19 protein-coding genes are annotated in these 18807 nt (G+C 60.9%); 4 read left to right on the top strand and 15 right to left on the bottom strand.

What is annotated here, in order from left to right:
* Complete coding sequence (locus KQ933_RS12575; protein WP_216755196.1) at positions 1–1968, bottom strand: methyl-accepting chemotaxis protein; 1968 nt, start codon at positions 1966–1968, stop codon at positions 1–3.
* A gap of 377 nt (positions 1969–2345) precedes the next feature.
* Here KQ933_RS12575 and KQ933_RS12570 point away from each other — a divergent pair, with 377 nt between their 5' ends.
* Positions 2346–2948, top strand: coding sequence for an SCO family protein (locus KQ933_RS12570; protein WP_216755195.1), 603 nt, complete (start codon positions 2346–2348; stop codon positions 2946–2948).
* 59 nt (positions 2949–3007) lie between these two features.
* Entirely contained in the window at positions 3008–3886 is an 879-nt protein-coding gene (locus KQ933_RS12565) for a 50S ribosomal protein L11 methyltransferase (RefSeq protein ID WP_216755194.1), read from the top strand.
* A gap of 187 nt (positions 3887–4073) precedes the next feature.
* Here the strand turns inward: KQ933_RS12565 and KQ933_RS12560 are convergent, their stop codons facing one another.
* Positions 4074–4247, bottom strand: a complete 174-nt coding sequence (locus tag KQ933_RS12560; RefSeq protein WP_018115709.1) for a hypothetical protein — start codon at positions 4245–4247, stop codon at positions 4074–4076.
* A gap of 278 nt (positions 4248–4525) precedes the next feature.
* On the opposite strand from KQ933_RS12560, the gene KQ933_RS12555 reads away from it, so the two are divergent.
* Complete coding sequence (locus KQ933_RS12555) at positions 4526–6361, top strand: aminopeptidase P family protein (protein ID WP_216755193.1); 1836 nt, start codon at positions 4526–4528, stop codon at positions 6359–6361.
* 23 nt (positions 6362–6384) lie between these two features.
* Here KQ933_RS12555 and KQ933_RS12550 read toward each other — a convergent pair whose 3' ends face one another.
* Positions 6385–6693, bottom strand: a complete 309-nt coding sequence (locus KQ933_RS12550; RefSeq protein ID WP_183803456.1) for an AzlD family protein — start codon at positions 6691–6693, stop codon at positions 6385–6387.
* Position 6694: 1 nt separating this feature from the next.
* On the bottom strand, positions 6695–7426 hold the full coding sequence (locus KQ933_RS12545) for an AzlC family ABC transporter permease (RefSeq protein ID WP_216755192.1): 732 nt from the start codon (positions 7424–7426) through the stop codon (positions 6695–6697).
* 133 nt (positions 7427–7559) lie between these two features.
* On the opposite strand from KQ933_RS12545, the gene KQ933_RS12540 reads away from it, so the two are divergent.
* Complete coding sequence (locus KQ933_RS12540; protein ID WP_216755191.1) at positions 7560–7811, top strand: DUF2164 domain-containing protein; 252 nt, start codon at positions 7560–7562, stop codon at positions 7809–7811.
* Here the strand turns inward: KQ933_RS12540 and pncA are convergent, their stop codons facing one another.
* The 11 genes from pncA to KQ933_RS12485 form a co-directional block, all read right to left on the bottom strand.
* A complete protein-coding gene (pncA, locus tag KQ933_RS12535; protein ID WP_216755190.1) occupies positions 7812–8438 on the bottom strand; it encodes a bifunctional nicotinamidase/pyrazinamidase in 627 nt (208 codons plus the stop codon).
* Positions 8439–8644: 206 nt separating this feature from the next.
* Complete coding sequence (locus tag KQ933_RS12530) at positions 8645–9154, bottom strand: GNAT family N-acetyltransferase (protein ID WP_216755189.1); 510 nt, start codon at positions 9152–9154, stop codon at positions 8645–8647.
* Between the two features lie 204 nt (positions 9155–9358).
* Entirely contained in the window at positions 9359–9850 is a 492-nt protein-coding gene (locus KQ933_RS12525) for a hypothetical protein (protein ID WP_216755188.1), read from the bottom strand.
* Between the two features lie 161 nt (positions 9851–10011).
* Entirely contained in the window at positions 10012–12507 is a 2496-nt protein-coding gene (locus KQ933_RS12520; RefSeq protein ID WP_216755187.1) for an ATP-dependent helicase, read from the bottom strand.
* Between the two features lie 137 nt (positions 12508–12644).
* Entirely contained in the window at positions 12645–13322 is a 678-nt protein-coding gene (locus KQ933_RS12515; RefSeq protein WP_216755186.1) for a YoaK family protein, read from the bottom strand.
* 27 nt (positions 13323–13349) lie between these two features.
* Positions 13350–14231 (bottom strand): glyoxalase, encoded by an 882-nt coding sequence (locus KQ933_RS12510; protein WP_216755185.1) that lies wholly within the window; start codon positions 14229–14231, stop codon positions 13350–13352.
* Between the two features lie 49 nt (positions 14232–14280).
* On the bottom strand, positions 14281–15102 hold the full coding sequence (locus KQ933_RS12505; protein ID WP_216755184.1) for an alpha/beta fold hydrolase: 822 nt from the start codon (positions 15100–15102) through the stop codon (positions 14281–14283).
* Between the two features lie 128 nt (positions 15103–15230).
* Complete coding sequence (locus KQ933_RS12500; protein WP_216755183.1) at positions 15231–15659, bottom strand: DoxX family protein; 429 nt, start codon at positions 15657–15659, stop codon at positions 15231–15233.
* A gap of 11 nt (positions 15660–15670) precedes the next feature.
* Positions 15671–17557 (bottom strand): amidohydrolase, encoded by a 1887-nt coding sequence (locus KQ933_RS12495; protein ID WP_216755182.1) that lies wholly within the window; start codon positions 17555–17557, stop codon positions 15671–15673.
* A 28-nt stretch (positions 17558–17585) separates the two neighbouring features.
* Complete coding sequence (locus tag KQ933_RS12490; RefSeq protein WP_216755181.1) at positions 17586–17855, bottom strand: XapX domain-containing protein; 270 nt, start codon at positions 17853–17855, stop codon at positions 17586–17588.
* 68 nt (positions 17856–17923) lie between these two features.
* Positions 17924–18613: a hydrolase gene (locus tag KQ933_RS12485; RefSeq protein ID WP_216755180.1), complete on the bottom strand. Its 690-nt coding sequence runs from the start codon at positions 18611–18613 to the stop codon at positions 17924–17926.
* Positions 18614–18807 lie beyond the last annotated feature (194 nt).

Genomic DNA, 18807 nt, shown 5'->3' with positions numbered 1-18807 from the left:
TCAGAATTCTTCCCAGTTGTCCCCGGCCGGAGAGGAGGAGAGTGTCCTGGCGGCTGCGCCGCCCGTGAATGCGCCCGCGACCTTGCCGATGAGGCTCCGTGCGGGTGAGGGTTTCGGATGCGAGGCTGCGGAGGCTTCTCGCGGCGTTTGACGGGCGCTCATGCCCTCGCCGATATTGAACTGCCGTACCAGCTGCGTCAGGTTTTCCGCATCGGTTGCGAGAGTGTGGCTGGCGGCGTTCGTTTCTTCCACCATGGCCGCATTCTTCTGCGTCACCTGATCCATCTGGCTGATGGCTGTATTGATCTCGTTCAGTCCAACCGATTGTTCGCGCGCAGAGGTTACGATTGATTTAACATGACCGTCGATGCGCAGAACATCTTCGCCGATCTGGCGCAAAGCCTCGCCGGCAGCGGTCACCAACTCGCCGCCGATTTTGACTTCGGTGCCGGATTTGCTGATCAAGGCCTTGATATCCTTGGCTGCTCCGGCTGCGCGGCCGGCCAGTTCGCGCACTTCCTGGGCGACGACCGCAAAACCCTTGCCGGCTTCGCCGGCACGCGCTGCTTCGACACCGGCGTTCAGAGCCAGCAGATTCGTCTGGAACGCGATCTCGTCGATGACGTTGATGATCGTGCCGATTTCGCGCGAGGCGTTTTCGATTCGCTCCATCGCGGCCATGGCATCGCCGACGATGGCGTCGGATTTCTCCGTGTTCTGGCGGGTGTGAGCGACCATCTGGCCGACTTCCTCGGCACGGCTGGTGGCGTTACGCACGGTGGAGGTGATCTCGTCCAGAGCCGCTGAGGTCTCTTCCAGCGAGGCTGCCTGCTGCTCGGTGCGCTTGGCGAGGTCATCGGCGGCGGCGCGCATCTGGCTGCTGTTTGCCTGGATGGACGTGCTGTTCAGGGCGATATCGCCCATTGCCTGACGCAAGCGCAGAGCCGTCTGGTTGAAGTCCTGACGCAGCCGTTCCAATTCGTCGCGGAAGGGCTGGTCGATGCTTGCGGTCAGATCGCCGTTGGCAAGGCGGGTGAGGCCCTGTCCAAGAGCCGTGACGGCGGCGCTCAGCGCCTCCGCATCTGCAAGCTTGGCAGATTCGCGCTCGCGACGCTCGGCATCGCTGCGCTGGCGGTCGGTCTCGGTGCGTGTTTCCAGATCGATCTTTTCGATGGCGGCAAGACGGAAGCTTTCGGCAGCGCGGGCCATTTCGCCGATCTCGTCGCCGCGTTCCTTGCCGGCGACGTTGCTCGTCAGGTCGCCATTCAGAATGCGCAGCATGCTTTCGCGCACGGTGACGATGCCGCGGCGGATAGAGCCACCATGGATATATTGCAGCGCAGCCATGGTGAGGATGGCGATGACGCCAAGCGCGATCTGGATGACCAGCGAGCTGTGGGAGGTCTCGTTGGCGCTTTCGATGCGCTCGCGGGCAACGACGGTGCCGTCACTGGCGAACTTGTCGAGGGTGGCGGCGAGCTTTTCGCCTTCAGAGTCGATACGATCGTCGATCTTGTCGAATTCGGCATCGGACGCGCCCTGTTCGACAAGCGCCTTGAGGTCCACCTGGATGGCCTGGCGAAGCGCGCCGACGTCGGAATCGTAGCTTTTCAGCAGGTCGCCGGCCTTCAACTCCTCAGCGATCATGCCCATTTCCTTCGAGCCGCCGGAAAGGGTTGCGAGCGAGTCGGCAATGACTTTCAGGCGCTCGGGCTGGATGGTCTTCTCGTCCTTGTCGACGATCGTGTCCATTGCGGCGAGAACCAGCGTCAGGCCGGCGACGCGCATGTCGTTGATGCTGTCGATGCTCTGCTGGATTTCGCTGGCGCGGCGCAAGCTGATATCGACCTGCATGTTCTCGTACCAGCCGATACCGAGCATCGAGCCGAAGCCGATGAAGGCAGCGCCGCCGAGCGTCCAGAGCCGCTGGCCGACCGAAAGGTTTCTGCGAACCGTCGAATTTGTCATAAAGCCACCCTCCGCCCCAGGCGGTTTTCAGTTCCCTCAATTTTTATGCTGATCCGGTTCATGCCCCGGCCGACATCATGTCGGAACAGTGCCGAAGCACTGTATGCATTACTAAATATAGATATCCGCAATTAAGCCTTCCCTAACGATGTATTTCATGGGACTGCTTCGGGATGGTTGCCGCAAGCCGTTAGAAAGGCGCGATAATTCGTTTTGTACGTGTTTTTCTCAGCACGTTTGCCCACATTTGGCATTCATCAAGCTGGGACAATTAATCACGGGTGAGAAAACGCATTCTTGAATTGCGTGCTCACGATCGCGGCTATAATCACGCGGACGAGACGGGTGGGGGCACCCGAGCCATTAAGGATTATACCATGAAGAATTTCCGTATCGCCGTCTGGGTCGCCGTGCTCGCGCTTGCCGGCGTTCTCGGCTGGTTCACTCTGGATCAGAGCCGGACGCGGAATGTGGTGGCCGAAGGCCCGTTCGGCGTGCCGTTCACGCTGGTATCGCAGAGTGGCCAGCCGATCACGGAGCAGGCTTTGCGGGGCAAGCCCACTGCCTTGTTCTTCGGCTTCACGCATTGCCCCGAAGTGTGCCCCACGACGCTGTTCGAGCTCAACGGCTGGATGGAGAAGGTCGATCCCTCGGGCAACAAGCTGCAGGCCTATTTCGTGACCGTCGATCCCGAGCGCGATACGCCCGAGATCATGAACCAATATGTCTCCAACGTTTCCAAGCGCATCACCGGCATTTCCGGCCCGCCGGACAAGATCGCCGACGTGATCAAGGGCTTCCGCGTCTATGCCAAGAAGGTGCCGGTCGACGAGAACAATCCCAACGGCGACTATACGATGGATCACACGGCCTCGGTCTTCCTGCTTGATTCTGCCGGGCGTTTTGCGGGAACGATCTCCTATGGCGAAAATCCGGATACGGCGATAAAGAAGCTTGAGAATCTCGTCGCCAAGGGATGACCGGCCGCTGAAAGCACATACACCGGCAGCGGGCGACGCAACCTGAAAGATCGCCTATCGTGAGTGAAATCCGCCTTTACGTGTCGACGACTGAAAAGCAGGCCGAGGAAATCCTCGACCTCTTGAGCGAGGTCTTCGGCGAAGAAGATTTTGCCATCGGCACCACCGAGGTCGACGAAAAGAAGGATATCTGGGAAGCCTCCGTCTACATGATGACGGCGGACGAGACGGAGGTGCGCCCTCGCATCGAGGAGGCGCTGAAGGAGACATTTCCGGATGCTGCGTTGTTGCGCGAGGTCATTCCTGATGTGGACTGGGTGGTCAAGTCGCTGGAGGGGCTGAAGCCCGTCAGGGCGGGGCGCTTCCTCGTGCATGGCTCGCATGACCGCGACAAGGTGCGATCAGGAGATATCGCCATCGAGATCGATGCCGGCCAGGCTTTCGGCACCGGCCATCACGGCACGACCGCTGGCTGTCTGGAGGTGATCGATCGGGTGCTTCGTGCCCGCACGGTGCGCAATGCGCTGGACCTCGGAACCGGCAGCGGCGTATTGGCGATTGCCGTTCGCAAGCTCCGCAATATTCCTGTACTCGCGACTGATATTGACCCGATCGCTGTGCGCGTCGCGGCCGAGAATGTTCGCCGCAATGGCATCACCAGTGGCATCAGCACTGTGACGGCACCGGGCTTTCACTCGACGGCTTTTTCCGAGCATGGGCCGTTCGACCTGATCATTGCCAATATCCTGGCGCGGCCGCTGATCAAGATGGCGCCGCAGCTCGTCACCAATCTGGCGCCGGGCGGATCGGTAATCCTGTCCGGCATTCTCGCCTCGCAGCGCTGGAAGGTGCTGGCCGCCTATAATGGCGCCAAGCTTCGCCATGTGCGTACCATCTGGCGCAACGGCTGGGTGACGATCCATCTGGATCGTCCCTGATCTCTTCTACGCGCGTTTTCCCAGGAATACAGGCAGAAAAAAGGCGGTGTCAGTGACACCGCCTTAAACCGGCGTTTAAATCCGGTCATGCCCGCGAGCTCGAAGGAGGAGGAGATGCTCGAGCGGGCTCTACTGCATTCCGATAGGCCTTTCCGGTGGAGGGAGGAGGATCGGAAAGGCTTTAAGCTCAGAATGCGTAGCTCGGTGCGCCCTTGTGGCGCGTGGAACGCTGGCCGGCTGCAAGCACCTTGAGGCTGTCCTCATGCTGCGGGCGGCGGGCGCCGATGATATGACGCACAGTCTGGCGTTCGCCAGCCTGTACCGGGCTGCTGTAAGCGAAGCGCGAGAGAGAGGCGGTCATTTCAAAAAATCCTTTGTTGGTGGTTCGTCGCGAACCGTTCGATGCGCTGTATATAGCTATTCCGTCATGCGGTGGCAGAGGGTTTGTTTCATGGGAGCCATGCGCGCAATGCATGAAGCGTGCCAGTTTCCCACATCGAGACACATTTCTGCCAAATTAATGGGCGGCTGGCAGCTTCCAGGCGCTTCGCGTCGCTTTTTCTCCCCAATGACTGAAAATTCGCTAACATGGCCGCTATCCCATTAACCGGATTCGTCTCATTCATTCGGGTTTTCAGCATGTTCCAGTCTTTCGAAGTCACCTCCACGCCGCAGTTCGGCAGGGAACGGGTTTCCGTGCTGCGCGCCAGTTTCGATGCGCTCGGCATCGATGCGTTTCTCGTGCCGCGCGCCGATGAATTCAACGGCGAATATGTGCCGGCCTGTGCCGAGCGGCTGTCCTGGCTGACGGGCTTCACCGGCTCGGCGGGCATCGCGCTGATTACCCGAACGGAAGCGATCGTCTATGTCGACGGACGTTACGTGACTCAGCTCGCCGAACAGGTGGACGGCGCAGTCTTTACCGGCGGGGATCTCGTCAACGAGCCGCCGCATGTCTGGCTGCCGGCGCATGGCAAGAACGGGCTGCGACTCGGCATCGATCCTTGGCTGCATTCGGGTGCGGAGGTGCGCAAGCTCGAAAAGGCGCTTTCCGAGATCGGCGGTTCGCTCGTCTTCCTGCCGCATAATCCGCTCGACAAGCTGTGGACAGATCGCCCGGCAGAGCCGCTTGGGCCTGTTGTCATCCAGAACGTCGCGCAGGCCGGCATCCTCGCCAAGGACAAGATCGCGACGATCGCCGCCGATCTCGGCAAGAAGAACCTCAAAGCGGTGCTGATTGCCGATCCCTCCTCCATCGCCTGGATCTTCAATATCCGCGGCGCCGACGTGCCGCATACGCCGCATCCTCTGGCGCGTGCCATCATCCATGCCGACGGGAAGGCGGAGATTTTCCTCGACAAGCGCAAGACCGGCATCGAGCCGGAAGCTTATCTTGCGCAGATCGCCAGCCAGCTTGCGCCATCGCTGCTGGACGAAAAGCTCACTGAAGTCGCCAGGGGTGGCGGCCGTATCCTCATCGATCCCGATATCGCCTCCTATGCCCTTGCCGAGATCGTCCGCAAGGCGGGCGGCGAGGTGGTCGAGGGTGCCGATCCGGCAAAGCTGCCGCGGGCGGTGAAAAACAGCGTCGAGATCAACGGTTCGGCGGCCGCGCATCTGCAGGATGGCGCTGCCATGGTCGAATTCCTCTATTGGCTCTCTCAGAGCAAGCCCGGCACGATCACCGAGATCGGTGCTGCCCAGCGGCTGGAAGCGGCTCGTGCGAAAATGGGCGAGAGCATGCAGAACCCGCTGAAGGATATTTCCTTCGACACGATCTCGGGTGCGGGCGAACATGCGGCCATCATGCACTACCGGGTGACGACGGCGACCGACCGGCATATCAAGCCGGGCGAGCTCTTCCTGATCGATTCCGGCGCGCAATACACCAACGGCACGACCGACATCACCCGCACGGTGGGTATCGGCGTCGTCACTGAAGAGCACAAGCGCTTCTTCACGCTGGTGTTGAAGGGTATGATCCAGATCAGTACGGCGCGCTTCCCCAAGGGTACGCGCGGCTGCGACCTCGATCCGCTGGCGCGCATCGCGTTGTGGCGGGCAGGGGCCGATTTCGCACATGGCACGGGTCATGGCGTCGGCTCCTATCTCTCGGTTCACGAGGGGCCGCAGCGCATCTCGCGGCTTTCGACACAGGAACTGCTGCCGGGCATGATCCTCTCCAACGAGCCGGGTTATTACCGGCCGGGTCATTTCGGCATCCGCATCGAAAACCTGATCTATGTGCGTGAGGCTGAAGCCATTGAAGGCGGCGATATGCCGATGCTCGGCTTTGAAACGCTGACCTTCTGCCCAATCGATCGCAGCATCGTCATTCCCGAATTGCTGACGCATGACGAGCTGCACTGGTTCAACGAATACCACCGTCAAACGCGCGAGGCGCTGATGCCGTTGATCCACGACCATGACGTCAAGGCATGGCTGGAGAATGCGACGCTGCCGCTGGAATACTGAGCGGTTGGAATCGAGCGTCTGACTTAAAGACCGATCGTGTGCCGCCAGATCATCACGATGATCCAGGCGGCCACGAGCATCCAGGTGTGCGAGAAGCGCAGGCCGATGACGAGGGCGACGGCGAGCGCCAGTTTCGAATCCCAACCGCCGATGAAGAAGGCGGGGGCGACGAGCGTCGTGAGGACCGCTGCCGGCACGGCGTTCAGCGCCGCTTCCATGCGGGGCGGGATGCGTTTCATCTTGGTAATCATGATGTAGCCGCCGATGCGAGTCGCGAAGGTCGCGACTGCGGCGGCCAGGATCACGAGAGCCATGTGGAGATCGAATTCCATCTCAGACCTCGTGATTTTCGGTGTTGAGGGCGTCGGCTTCGAGATCCGGCTCCTCGGCAGGCAGAGGCATCAACGCGGCAAGAATGATGCCGGCCGCAGCGCCAAGGCTCACATGCCAGGGGGAGCCGACGAAATGATAGGCGATGACCGAGGCAACAGCGCTCGTCAGCGCCACGGGCAGGAAATTGTCGCGTTTACGGAAGCCGAGCACGATGCCAAGGAAATAGGCCGGCAGGAGGATATCGAGGCCGATCATTTTCGGATCGCCGATCAAGGCGCCGAGCATGCCGCCGATCAGGCTGATGAGAACCCAGGGAATGTAGATGATGATGCCGAAGCCGAGATACCAGGTGAAGGTGACGGGCTGACCTGCCTCGCCGCGCTTGACGGTTTCGGCAAATTGCGGATCGACTAGAAGGAAGAAGGTGAAGAACTTCTGGAGTGCCGTGAAATGCCTGATGTAGCGGGCGATCGCCGCCGAATAGAGCACGTGGCGGAAGTTGACGGCGAGGATGGACAGAACGATCACCCAAGCCTGGACATTATGGCCGAAGAGCTCGATGCCGACCAACTGGCTGGCGCCTGCATAGACGGTGGCGCTCATGAAGGTGAGTTCGGAGAGAGACATGCCCTGCTCGGCAGCAAGGGCGCCAAACAGCGCTCCAAAGGGAGCAGAAGCGAGCGCCACGGCAAATCCGCCCCGCAAACCTTCGACAAAGTCGGCGCGTTTCATGGGATTGGTCCTGTTGGAATTGAAATTTCCCTCTATGGTGTCTCACCCGCTGCGGCAATTGAATTTCCTTGATTCACCAATCGATTTTGCTGAAGCGTTACCGGTTTGCGTCACCGGCGAGGTGAGGGAGACAATGAAGAAGATCGAATTTACGAAGGAAGAAAAGGCGGAGATCGTTTCGCACATCCGCCAATATTTCGATCGCGAGCTCGACCCGATCGGCGTGCTGCCGGCCGAATTCCTGCTCGATTTTTTCGCCGAGAAGATCGGACCCTATTTCTACAACAGAGGGCTTCGCGACGCCCACGCCGCCTTCCTCAAGAAGATGGAGGATTTTGGAGAGGAGATCTATCTGCTCGAGCGGGAAGGCGAGAAGAACGGCTGATCAGGCGGAGAGGATATCGGCACTCTTGACGATATCGATTCCCTTTGCACGCATCTCGTCGATGGCGGCGGCAACGCCTTCAGGCGTGATGCCGCGGCTTGCGTCCTCGACAAATCGGACCTTGACGCCGGGGATCAGCTCCAGCGCATCGAGTGCGGAGAATTTTACGCAATAGTCGGTCGCAAGCCCGCAGACGTCGAGTTCGGTGACACCTTGATCGATCAGGAAATCGGCCAAGCCTGTCACGGCATACTGATCGTTGTCGCGGAAGGCGGAATAGCTGTCGACGTTCTTGTTTTCGCCCTTCTGCTGGATGAGGTCGATTTGGGCAGAGTGGAGCTCGGGGTGCAGCTCGGCGTCGCGCGTGTATTGCACGCAGTGATCCGGCCACAACATCTGCGGCTTGCCGGAAAGTTCGCCCATCTCGAAAGGGGTCTTGCAGGGATGGGTGGACGCGAAGCTGCCGTGGTCAGCCGGGTGCCAGTCCTGCGAGGCGACGATGAGATCGTATTTGCCGCTGTCGATGAGGCTGTTGGCGACGGGAACGACCTCATGGCCATCCAGAACCGGCAGGTTGCCTCCGGGACAGAAGCCATTCTGAATATCGACCAGCAGCAACGCCTTCATCAAGCTATCCCTTACGCATACCGCACCGCAAAATGCCGACCGATACCAGCACAATCAACTAGTGGATTTCCGGGGGGCAAGGCGCAAGTGCTATTTCTCGTATCGAGAGTGTCAGATGGCTGCATCAACGTATTTTTCCCATGGCGCTCGCGTAATACGCGAAAGTGGCAAGTATTTCGCGTTTTCCCTTCGGATTTGTGCATGCGCTAAGGAGCCGAATGCCTGAAGACCAGATCGTCGGAATCGCCATCCTGGCGCGCCGCCGTTCCATCCGGCACTGCGCCCAGCCGCTCGGCGAGCCGAATCGACCTCACATTGGGAGCAGCGATATAGCTCACCAGCGTCTTCAGGCCACGAACCGTAAAGGCCCAGTCGCGCAAGGCAACGGCTGCCTCATAGGCGTAACCTTTGCCTTCGGCTTGCGGATAGACAAGCCAGTCCAGTTCTTTCTCGGGAAACAGCGGGCCGTGATTGATGCCGACCTGGCCGAGGCATTGTCCTGAAACCCGGTCCTCCATCATCAGGGCGCCGTGACCCATCAGTTCCCATAGGGCGACGTCATGGCAGAACATGCCCCAGGCGGCCTTGGTCGAATGCGGGCCGCCCATATATCGGGCGCGATCGGATATCATCAGCGCGTGGTAGTCCGGCCAGTCTTCCATTGCAGGAGGCCGGAGGATCAGGCGCTCGGTTTGGAGTGTTGGTATGGTCGTCATCGGATGTCTCGCCGGAAAATCGGGTGAAGCCTGGAGTGAATGCCTTTAGCTGCAGGTCATTTACAGGGTATCCACGCGGTCGAAAAGGCCGACAAGAAAGCTCGGTGTTCTGAGGAGCTTGCCGTGGGTCAGAACGAATGGTGCCTGCGGCGAAGGTTGCTTGCGGCCTGTTCAGCGAGGCTCCCCCGGCAGAGCCTCATTGCATCAGGCCGTTTGGTCGCTCTCGCCGTTTGCAGCGGGCGAGCTGCCGTAGGTCGTCTGGTATGCGCGAAGTGCGGTCTGCATGTCGGTCAGGACTTTGGCCATCAGGCCGCTGTCATCATCGTCACCGCCGGTGGCGGCAATCTTTTGCGGGTCGGCGGCAAGAATTTCCGATGTGGTCAACTTGCCGTCGCCGTTCGAATCCAGGGCAGAGAGCGCTCCCTTGGACTCGTCACTGATGTCATCGGTGCCGGACTGGCCATCGCTGTCATCGCTCTTCTGGAGTGAGAGCATGAGCGCCAGAATATCGGCTGTGATCTTCTGGACGATATCGGAGCCTGACGAACCATCATCGCCCGCGGTACTGGCCGTTGAGGATTGGGAGGCAGCGGCGAGCTCGTCTGCCGAGACGACGCCGTCACCGTTCTTGTCGAGGGGATTGAGGGGGGCTTTGTACTGGGTCAGCGTGCTGCCCAGAGCTGAAACACTGGTCACTTGAACCTCCTCTGAAGGTCTTGTGAAGCCTGCCTTTCATGGGCGGGCAGTGACCGGGCTATGCCTGTTTGCGAGTCGGGTCAAAGCGGCGTTTTGTCATCTGGAGAACTGCGGGCTGCTGGGCCTGTGATTCCGGACAAGGTACCGACGCAGTGGAGCGGTCAGACCCGCTCCACAAACCCGTCCAGCACGCGCTTCTGGCCGGCGCGGTCGAAGTCGATCGTCAGCTTGTTGCCTTCGATGCCGGATATCGAGCCGTTGCCGAATTTGATGTGGAAGACGCGGTCGCCGAGGGCGAAGCGCGAGGGTTCGGTGGCGGTGGATTTCGCCACCAGTTCGCCCTCGATGGTGCGGCCGCGCGGGCCGCTTTCACCGTAGCCGATGCGCTCCACCGCATGGCCGGAGCGGGTGCCCCAGTTGTCGCGGGTGGCGTCGGTCTTGTTCTGCTGGGCGCGCTTCCAGCCTGGAGTCGAATAGGAATTGGCGAAGGGATCGGCCTTGTCGAATCGCGACTGGCCGTAACCGCCGCCGCGGCCGTAGCCGCCATAGTTCTGCTCCATCTCGGCCACTTCCACATGGGTTTCCGGCAGTTCGTCGAGGAAGCGCGAGGGAATGGTCGATTGCCACAGGCCGTGGATGCGGCGGTTGGAGACGAACCAGATGTGGCAGCGGTGCTTGGCGCGGGTGATGCCGACATAGGCGAGGCGGCGTTCTTCCTCCAGGCCGGCGCGACCGGATTCGTCGAGGGAACGCTGGTGTGGGAAGAGGCCTTCCTCCCAGCCGGGCAGGAAGACAGTGTCGAATTCCAGGCCCTTGGCCGAGTGCAGCGTCATGATAGAGACGGCGTCGAGATTTTCGTTGGTCTCGGCATCCATGACGAGCGAGACGTGCTCCAGGAAGCCGCGCATGGATTCGAAGCTTTCCATGGAACGGATGAGTTCCTTGAGGTTTTCAAGGCGACCCGGCGCTTCGGCGCTCTTGTCGTTCTTCCACATGTCGGTATATCCGGACTCTTCGAGGATCTGCTCGGCAAGTTCGGTATGTGGTGTGTTTTCAAGCAGTTCCTGCCATCGGCGGAAAGATTGAATCACGTCGAAAAGGGCCTTGCGCGCCTTCGGCTTCAGCTCGTCCGTCTCGATCATGTCGGCGGCGGCCGCCAGCATCGGAATGTCGCGGGCGCGGGCATAATCGTGAAGCGCGCGCACCGTCGTATCGCCAAGGCCGCGCTTCGGCGTATTGATGATGCGCTCGAAGGCGAGGTCGTCGGCTGGCTGGGCGACGAGGCGGAAATAGGCCATGGCATCGCGGATTTCGAGGCGCTCGTAGAAGCGCGGACCGCCGATGACGCGGTAGTTCAAGCCGAGCGTGACGAAGCGGTCTTCGAATTCGCGCATCTGGAAGGAGGCGCGAACGAGGATCGCCATGTCGTTCAGCAGATGTTTCCTGCCGTCGGCGTCGCCGCGCTGCAGGCGCTCGATTTCCTCGCCGATGGCACGCGCTTCTTCTTCGGAATCCCAGGAGGCATGGACCTGCACCTTGACATCGTCAGGATCGGAGCGGTCGGTGAAGAGCGTCTTGCCGAGGCGGCCTTCATTATGGGTGATGAGATGGGCGGCGGCACCGAGGATATGGGCCGTCGAGCGGTAGTTGCGCTCCAGCTTGATGACCTTGGCGCCTGGAAAATCCTTTTCGAAGCGGAGGATATTGTCCACTTCCGCACCGCGCCAGCCATAGATGGATTGGTCGTCGTCGCCGACGCAGCAGACATTCTGCGGCTCGCCCTTGGCACGCTGGGCGAGAAGCCGCAGCCACATATATTGGGCGGTGTTGGTGTCCTGATACTCGTCGACGAGAATGTAGCGGAACTTCTGGTGATATTCCTTCAAGAGATCTGGCTGTTTGCGGAAGATCGCGATCGGATGCATCAGGAGATCGCCGAAATCGCAGGCGTTCAGCGTCGACAGGCGGTTCTGATAGGCGAAGTAGAGGTCGCGGCCGCGGCCATTGGCGAAGGCGCGCGCATCTCCTTCGGGAATATCGGCCGGCCCGAGGCCCTTGTTCTTCCAGGTATCGATCATGCCGGCGAACTGCTTGGCCGGCCAGCGCTTGTCGTCGAGCCCCTCGGCCTGGATGATCTGCTTGATGAGGCGGATCACATCGTCGGTGTCGAGGATGGTGAAATCGGAGCGCAGGCCGACGAGTTCGGCATGGCGGCGCAGGAGCTTGACGCCGATCGAGTGGAAGGTGCCGAGCCAGGGCATGCCTTCAACGGCGCCGCCGACGAGAAGCGCGATACGCTCCTTCATTTCGCGAGCGGCCTTGTTGGTGAAGGTCACGGCGAGGATCTGCGAGGGGAAGGCTCGTCCGGTCGAAAGAATGTGGGCGATACGGGTGGTCAGAACGCGGGTCTTGCCGGTGCCAGCGCCGGCAAGCACGAGGACGGGGCCTTCCAGCGTCTCGACCGCTTCGCGCTGTTCCGGGTTGAGGCCGGCGAGATAATCGGGGCGAGTGCCATCACGAGCCGCCATGGCGCGGGCGGCAATGCCGCCGCCGACAGCCGGCGCCCTTGGGGCAGGTGCTGCAGGCTGTTGCGGTTTGCGCGGCGCTTCGCCCGGTTCCTCGTCGAAGAAGGGCATATCGTCGAAACTATTGCTCATGCCGCGTAATGTAGTGATTCGGGAAGGAAAGACCAGAAAGTTGTTCTGCTTTCATTCCCAGCGGCTCAGCTATCCTCAAGTCCTTGTTTGACAAATGTCGTCATCGCAAAACCGCTGCATCGTTTTGCGCGGATACTTCAGGTCGTTTGCGGGCCGGCGAAAGCCAGGCAGACCGAAACCAGCGCAAAGAGCGGCGGTAGCGCAAAGCACCAGGTGCCGACCGTGGCATACAGCAGGGCGGCAAGGCCGCAGCCGAGCGCGAAGGCGAAGACGGCGACCACCATATGCGACAGTCGGCTCTTTACGGGCTTTGCCTGATCGCCGGCGCTGCCATGGGCGAGGTCGGCTAGGTCGATCATGATTTGCGTCGTAGTGCCGGTCATCAGCGTGCTCGGCGGTGAGGCGCCGAGATGGATGCGGTGGGCGGTGTTCTGGATCGCCATGGCGATGACGAGCAGCATGCCGGTTGCGACCAGCGGCAGTCCATCGGGATTGGCGAAGGGGGAAAGCCAGATGGCGCAGGCGCCGCCGGCAATCAGGAAGAGAAGCTTTATGACGAGCAGGATGCGCAGGCCCTTCTCGTCGCCGGGCGGCACATTGTGCGTGAGGTAGCGCAGCAGGAGGATCGTCAGACAGAAGACCGGCAGCGCCAGAAGCTTGGCGATGATGCCCGTCGTGCCGTGGGTCAGTGCCGCACCCAATGTCACGAAGTTGCCGGTGACATGGGCGGGGAAGAGGCCGCCGAGCGCCAGGAAACCGGCTGTATCGACATAACCGCCGGTGAGGCTCAGAAGTACGGGCAGGGCTGGACGCATCGTTTTCCCTCTTATCGTTTTGTCTGGTTACTTTGCTGCGACGGCGTGGATTTCGGCAATATAGCCACCCGGGAATTCCACCATGGCGGCGCGGCGGTCGCCGGATTGATAGGGCGCAACGAGGATTTCGGCGCCGCTATTCCTAGCCTTCCGGAGCGTCGCGTCGAGATCGGCAGTCTCATATCCCGTCATCTCGCGGCCATAGGGGAAGGGCAGGTGGCCATCGGTGACGAGCACCGTCATGCGGCCGAAGATGGAATCGATGCGCAGGCGATGGAATGTCGTGTCCGGCAGGCCGATTTCGACGCCAGGCGCCTTCTTATCGTCGGAGACGAGTTTGCCATGCGAGAAGGCAAGGAAGGCGTGGGTGAAGGCTGCGACACGGTCGGGCGACACGTAGACGCGGTTTTCCGGGACTGTCGTGAAGGCGGGATAGTCTGGCTTGGTTGTATGCCAGTAAAGCTGCATGTTGACGCCGCCCGGCCACTGGATGACGGCGTCGCGGCCGATCGGATCCGGGAAAGCGGAGACGATGACATCGGCGCCGGCCGCCTTTGCCGCGGCGACCGCCTTGTCGAGATCGGTGACGAGATAGCCTGTGCGTTCGGCGCCGAACGGGTAGGGGATCGACGTCTTGAAGCCGAAGAGCGAGACGGTACCAACCGGCGTCTGCAGAAGCTGCGACGTGGTGCTGCTCGGCGTCGGCGTCACCGTTGCGGTCACCTGCTTGGTGCTGGTGCCGCCAAAGGTGGCGAGGAAGCTCTTGGCAAAGGCGTCCACGTCGCCGGGGGCGACATAGACATGGGTCGTGTCATATTGCGCGCCGACGCCGAATTGCGGTGAGGCGGCCAGCGCTGGGGCGCCGGCCAAGCCGAGAAGGGCAACAAGGGCTAACGATAGACGAAGCATATGCGATCTCCTGCGGCCTGGCCGGCCGTTCATTCGGTACGTTCGAGGTTTACGCCTTGATGAAGGCGAGGACGTCGGCGTTGAACTTGTCGGCTTCCGTCTGGGCGAGGCCGTGCGGGGCACCCGGATAAACCTTCAGCGTGCCGTTCCTCAGAAGCTTGATGCCCTTTTCGGCGGCTGCCTTGATCGGCACGATCTGGTCGGCATCGCCGTGGATGAGCAGGGCCGGAACGTCGATCTTCCTGAGGTCTTCGCTGTAATCGACCTCGGAGAATTCATGGATGCAATCGTAATGGCCCTTGATGCCGCCGGCCATGCCCATCAGCCAGAAGGTTTCGCGCAGGCCTTCGTTGACCTTGGCGCCGTCGCGGTTGAAGCCGTAGAAGGGGATGGTGAGGTCGCGGTAGAATTGCGAGCGGTCGCCGGCCGTGCCCTTGCGGATGCCGTCGAAGACCTCGATCGGCGTGCCCTCGGGATTTTCAGGCGTCTTCAGCATCAGCGGCGGTACGGCGCCGACGAGCACGACCTTGGCGACGCGGCTCGTGCCATGGCGGCCGATATAATGGGCGACTTCGCCGCCGCCGGTGGAATGGCCGATCATGATGAGGTTCTTGAGGTCGAGCTTCTCGATGAGTTCGGCGAGGTCATCGGCATACTGATCCATATTGTTGCCGTTCCACGGCTGGGAGGACTTGCCGTGTCCGCGGCGATCATGGGCGATAACGCGGTAGCCCTGCTGGGCAAAGTAGAGCATCTGGACTTCCCAGGCATCGCCCGACAGAGGCCAACCATGGGAGAAGAGGATCGGCTGACCGTTGCCCCAATCCTGATAATAGATCGTCGTTCCGTCCTTGGTGGTGATCGTCGGCATTGAATTTGTCCTATGCTGGGGTTGGGAGGATCTGTGCCCTGAGGCGGATGGGTTGCACCGTGGTGCTGACACGGCCAGAAAACATGTTTGCAGGGGTCAGCGGAAGTGATGCTTTGGTGCAGGTTGCCTTATGCTTTTTCCCTGAGATCGAGCCAGGCGACGAGCAGGAAGCCGCCGACGAGGCCCAGATGTTCGAAGAAGGAATTGGCAGCCATGAAGCGCTCCATTCCCACGGGTAATTCCCAGAAACGCAGGGCGAGGAAGGTGGCGAGCAGCGTGAAGGCGCCGAGGGCGAGCGCGCCCAGCCATCGAAAAAGGCCGATGAGAATCATGAGTGAGGCTACAAGCTCCATGATGATGACGAACACGGCGAAAAGCGGAGCGGGCGACAGGCCGAAATGGTTCATTTCGCCGATCGCGCCCGGAAAATCCGTGAGCTTGTTGAGACCGCCCTGCAGATAGGCGGCACAGAGGCCGAGATAGGCGATGAAGCGCATCCACGGCGCGCCGAAGAGAGGACGGGCGAGGGACGCAAGTCGGATTTCAAGGGCATGCATCGGATCGATCCTCAGACGGCCCAGCAGGCGCAGCCGAGCGCGCCCCAAAAGCTCTTGAGATCGGAGACCGGCGCCTGCGAGCCCCAGGCATTGGCGTGGGCATGGCCGTGGACGTTGCAATCATTGGCGCAGCCGCAGGACGAGATCAGGCGGCGGTGCAGCGAGTTCTTGCCGGCACCTTCTGGTTCGCCCCAGGCGGCATAACCTTTGAAGCTGCGCACCGGCGACCAGTCCGGCATGGCGGGTGGGACCGGGTTTTCATCGAGGCTGGCGAAAGCGCCTGATCCATAGACGATCCTGCCGCCGACCATGGTGAGCTCCGAGGTGAGGAACGAGATTTCCTCTTCGGCGCAGGCGAAGAAATCCTTGTCCGGCACGATGAGATCGGCGAACTGGCCCTTCTCGATGCGCCCCTTCTTACCTTCTTCATTGGAGAACCAGGTGACGTTTTCGGTCCACATGCGCAGCGCCGTCTCGCGGTCGAGGCAGTTGGCGCGTGGATAGATTGCCATGCCGCCGACAGTGCGGCCCGTGATCATCCAGGAGAGCGACACCCAGGGATTATAGGAGGCGACGCGGGTCGCATCGGTGCCGGCGGAGACCTTGACGCCCTTTTCCAGCATGCGGGCGACCGGCGGGGTGGCTTCGGCCGCACCCACACCATAGCGCTCGACGAAATATTCGCCCTGATAGGCCATGCGATGCTGCACGGCGATGCCGCCGCCAAGGGCTGCAATCCGGTCGATCGACCGTTCGGAAATCGTCTCGGCGTGGTCGAAGAACCAGTTGAGGCCTTCGAGCGGGATATCCTGATTGACTTTTTCGAACACATCGAGCGCGCGGCTGATCGTCTCGTCATAGGTGGCGTGAAGACGCCAGGGCCAGCGGTTTTCGGCGAGCACGCGCACGACCTCTTCCAGTTCGCCTTCCATTTCCGGTGGCATGTCGGGGCGCGGTTGTCGGAAGTCCTCGAAATCGGCAGCGGAAAAGACCAGCATTTCGCCAGCGCCATTGTGGCGGAAATAGTCGTTGCCCTGCTTGTATTTCACCGAAGCGGTCCAGTTCAGGAAGTCTTCCTTCTCCTGCTTCGGCTTCTGCGTGAAGAGATTGTAGGCGAGACGCACGGTCATCTGGCCTTCGTCGGCGAGCTTCTGGATGACGGCGTAATCGTCGGGATAGTTCTGGAAGCCGCCGCCTGCGTCAATGACGCCGGTAATACCCAGACGGTTCAGTTCGCGCATGAAATGGCGGGTGGAATTGACCTGGTAATCGAAGGGCAGTTTCGGACCCTTCGCGAGCGTCGAATAGAGGATGCCAGCATTCGGTTTGGCAAGCAGCAGGCCAGTCGGATTACCGTTTGCATCTCGGGTGATCTCGCCGCCGGGTGGGTTCGGGGTGTCCTTGGTATAACCGACGGCGCGAAGGGCGGCGCCATTCAGAAGGGCGCGGTCATAAAGATGCAGGATGAAGACAGGGGTATCCGGCGCGACCGCGTTGATCTCTTCGATCGTCGGCAGGCGCTTTTCCGCAAACTGGTGCTCGGTAAAGCCGCCGACGACACGAACCCATTGCGGCGCAGGTGTTGCCGCCACCTGGCGTTTCAGCATGTCCATCGCGTCGGCGAGCGAGCGAACGCCATCCCAGCGCAGTTCCATGTTGAAGTTCAGGCCGCCGCGGATGACGTGCGTGTGGTTGTCGATGAGGCCGGGAAGGACGCGCTTGCCCTTGAGGTCGACCACCTTCGTATTCGGCCCCTTGAGCGCCATGATCTCGGCGTCGTGGCCAACGGCGAGGTACTTGCCGTCTTTGACGGCGACGGCGCTGGCTGTCGGATTGGATCGGTCGAGCGTGGTGATCAGGCCATGATGCAGGATGAGGTCGGCAGTTGCGTTTTCCATAGTCTTCGTCCTCGAGCGAAAGCGTGTATCAGACCTTGTCAGAAGGCTTTGCGTCGGAAGGTGCGCTGCCTTTCGGCAGGTGGCCGAACATGTGCGGCTTTATCTGGTTCAGCCACGAGACGGCCGCAGGCTCCTTGTTGATCAAGGTCTTCGCGAATGGGATGACCTGCTCGCCGACCAGAATGCCAAGCAGGCCGACAAGCGCCACGACCGGTGGGGCCGGCGAACGGACGTTCAGCAGGCTGTAGACAATGCCAACGAGTAGGCCGGCTCCAAGGGAGAGGAGATAGATTTTCATTTGGGCTCTATTCACTTCGTCATGCAGGAAAGCGAAAGCGGCAGAGAAGCCGCTCCCGCCGATGAAGTTTACTTGGCCGGATTCGGGCCGATGCGCTCACCATGCTTGACACGTTCGGGCGCCTTGTGGACGTGGGTATAGGCGTAGTCGACGCCCATGCCGTAAGCGCCGGAATGTTCCTTGACGATGGTGGTGACGGCGTCATAGGTTTCGCGGCGTGCCCAGTCGCGCTGCCATTCCAGCAGAACCTGCTGCCAGGTGACGGGAACGCAGCCGGCCTGGACCATGCGATCCATGGCGTATTTATGCGCATCGGCCGACGTGCCGCCCGAGGCATCGGCGACCATGTAGATCTCGTAATCGGTGTCGTGCATGCAGGAGAGCGCGAAGGTGGTGTTGCAGACCTCCGTCCAGAGGCCTGAAACGACGACTTTCTTGCGGCCGTTGGCGGCATTCTTCGCCAGGGCGTCGCGGACGTTCTGGTCGTCCCAGGAGTTCATCGAGGAGCGTTCGAGAATCGTGTTTTCGGGGAAGACGGCGAGCAGTTCCGGATAGGTGTTGCCGGAGAAGGCCTCGGTTTCGACCGTGGTGATGGTGGTCGGCACCTTGAAGGTCTTGGCGGCCTTGGCGAGGCCGACGACATTATTCTTCAAAGTCTGGCGGTCGATGGACTGTACGCCGAAGGCCATCTGCGGCTGCTGGTCGATGAAGATCAGCTGGCTGTTCTGGGGCGTGAGGACTTCAAGATATTTGGACATTATCGTTCTCCCTGGTCATGAGGCCTTGAAGGCAGGAATCGGCTGCCAGTCGGCCGCTGCAGAAGCTTGTGGTGCATCGCTTCCCCGCGAGTGAGAGGTCGCGATTCGACGGCGAACCTACTTGGCAAAAGCCAAATCAGATTGTCGGTTTCTACCCTCTTTTGTCAAAAATTGCCTCGGGGCGCAGAGGTGGT

Source organism: Rhizobium sp. WYJ-E13, from assembly GCF_018987265.1.
Taxonomy (GTDB): Bacteria; Pseudomonadota; Alphaproteobacteria; order Rhizobiales; family Rhizobiaceae; genus Rhizobium.
This window is presented reverse-complemented; position numbering and strand designations above follow the sequence as displayed.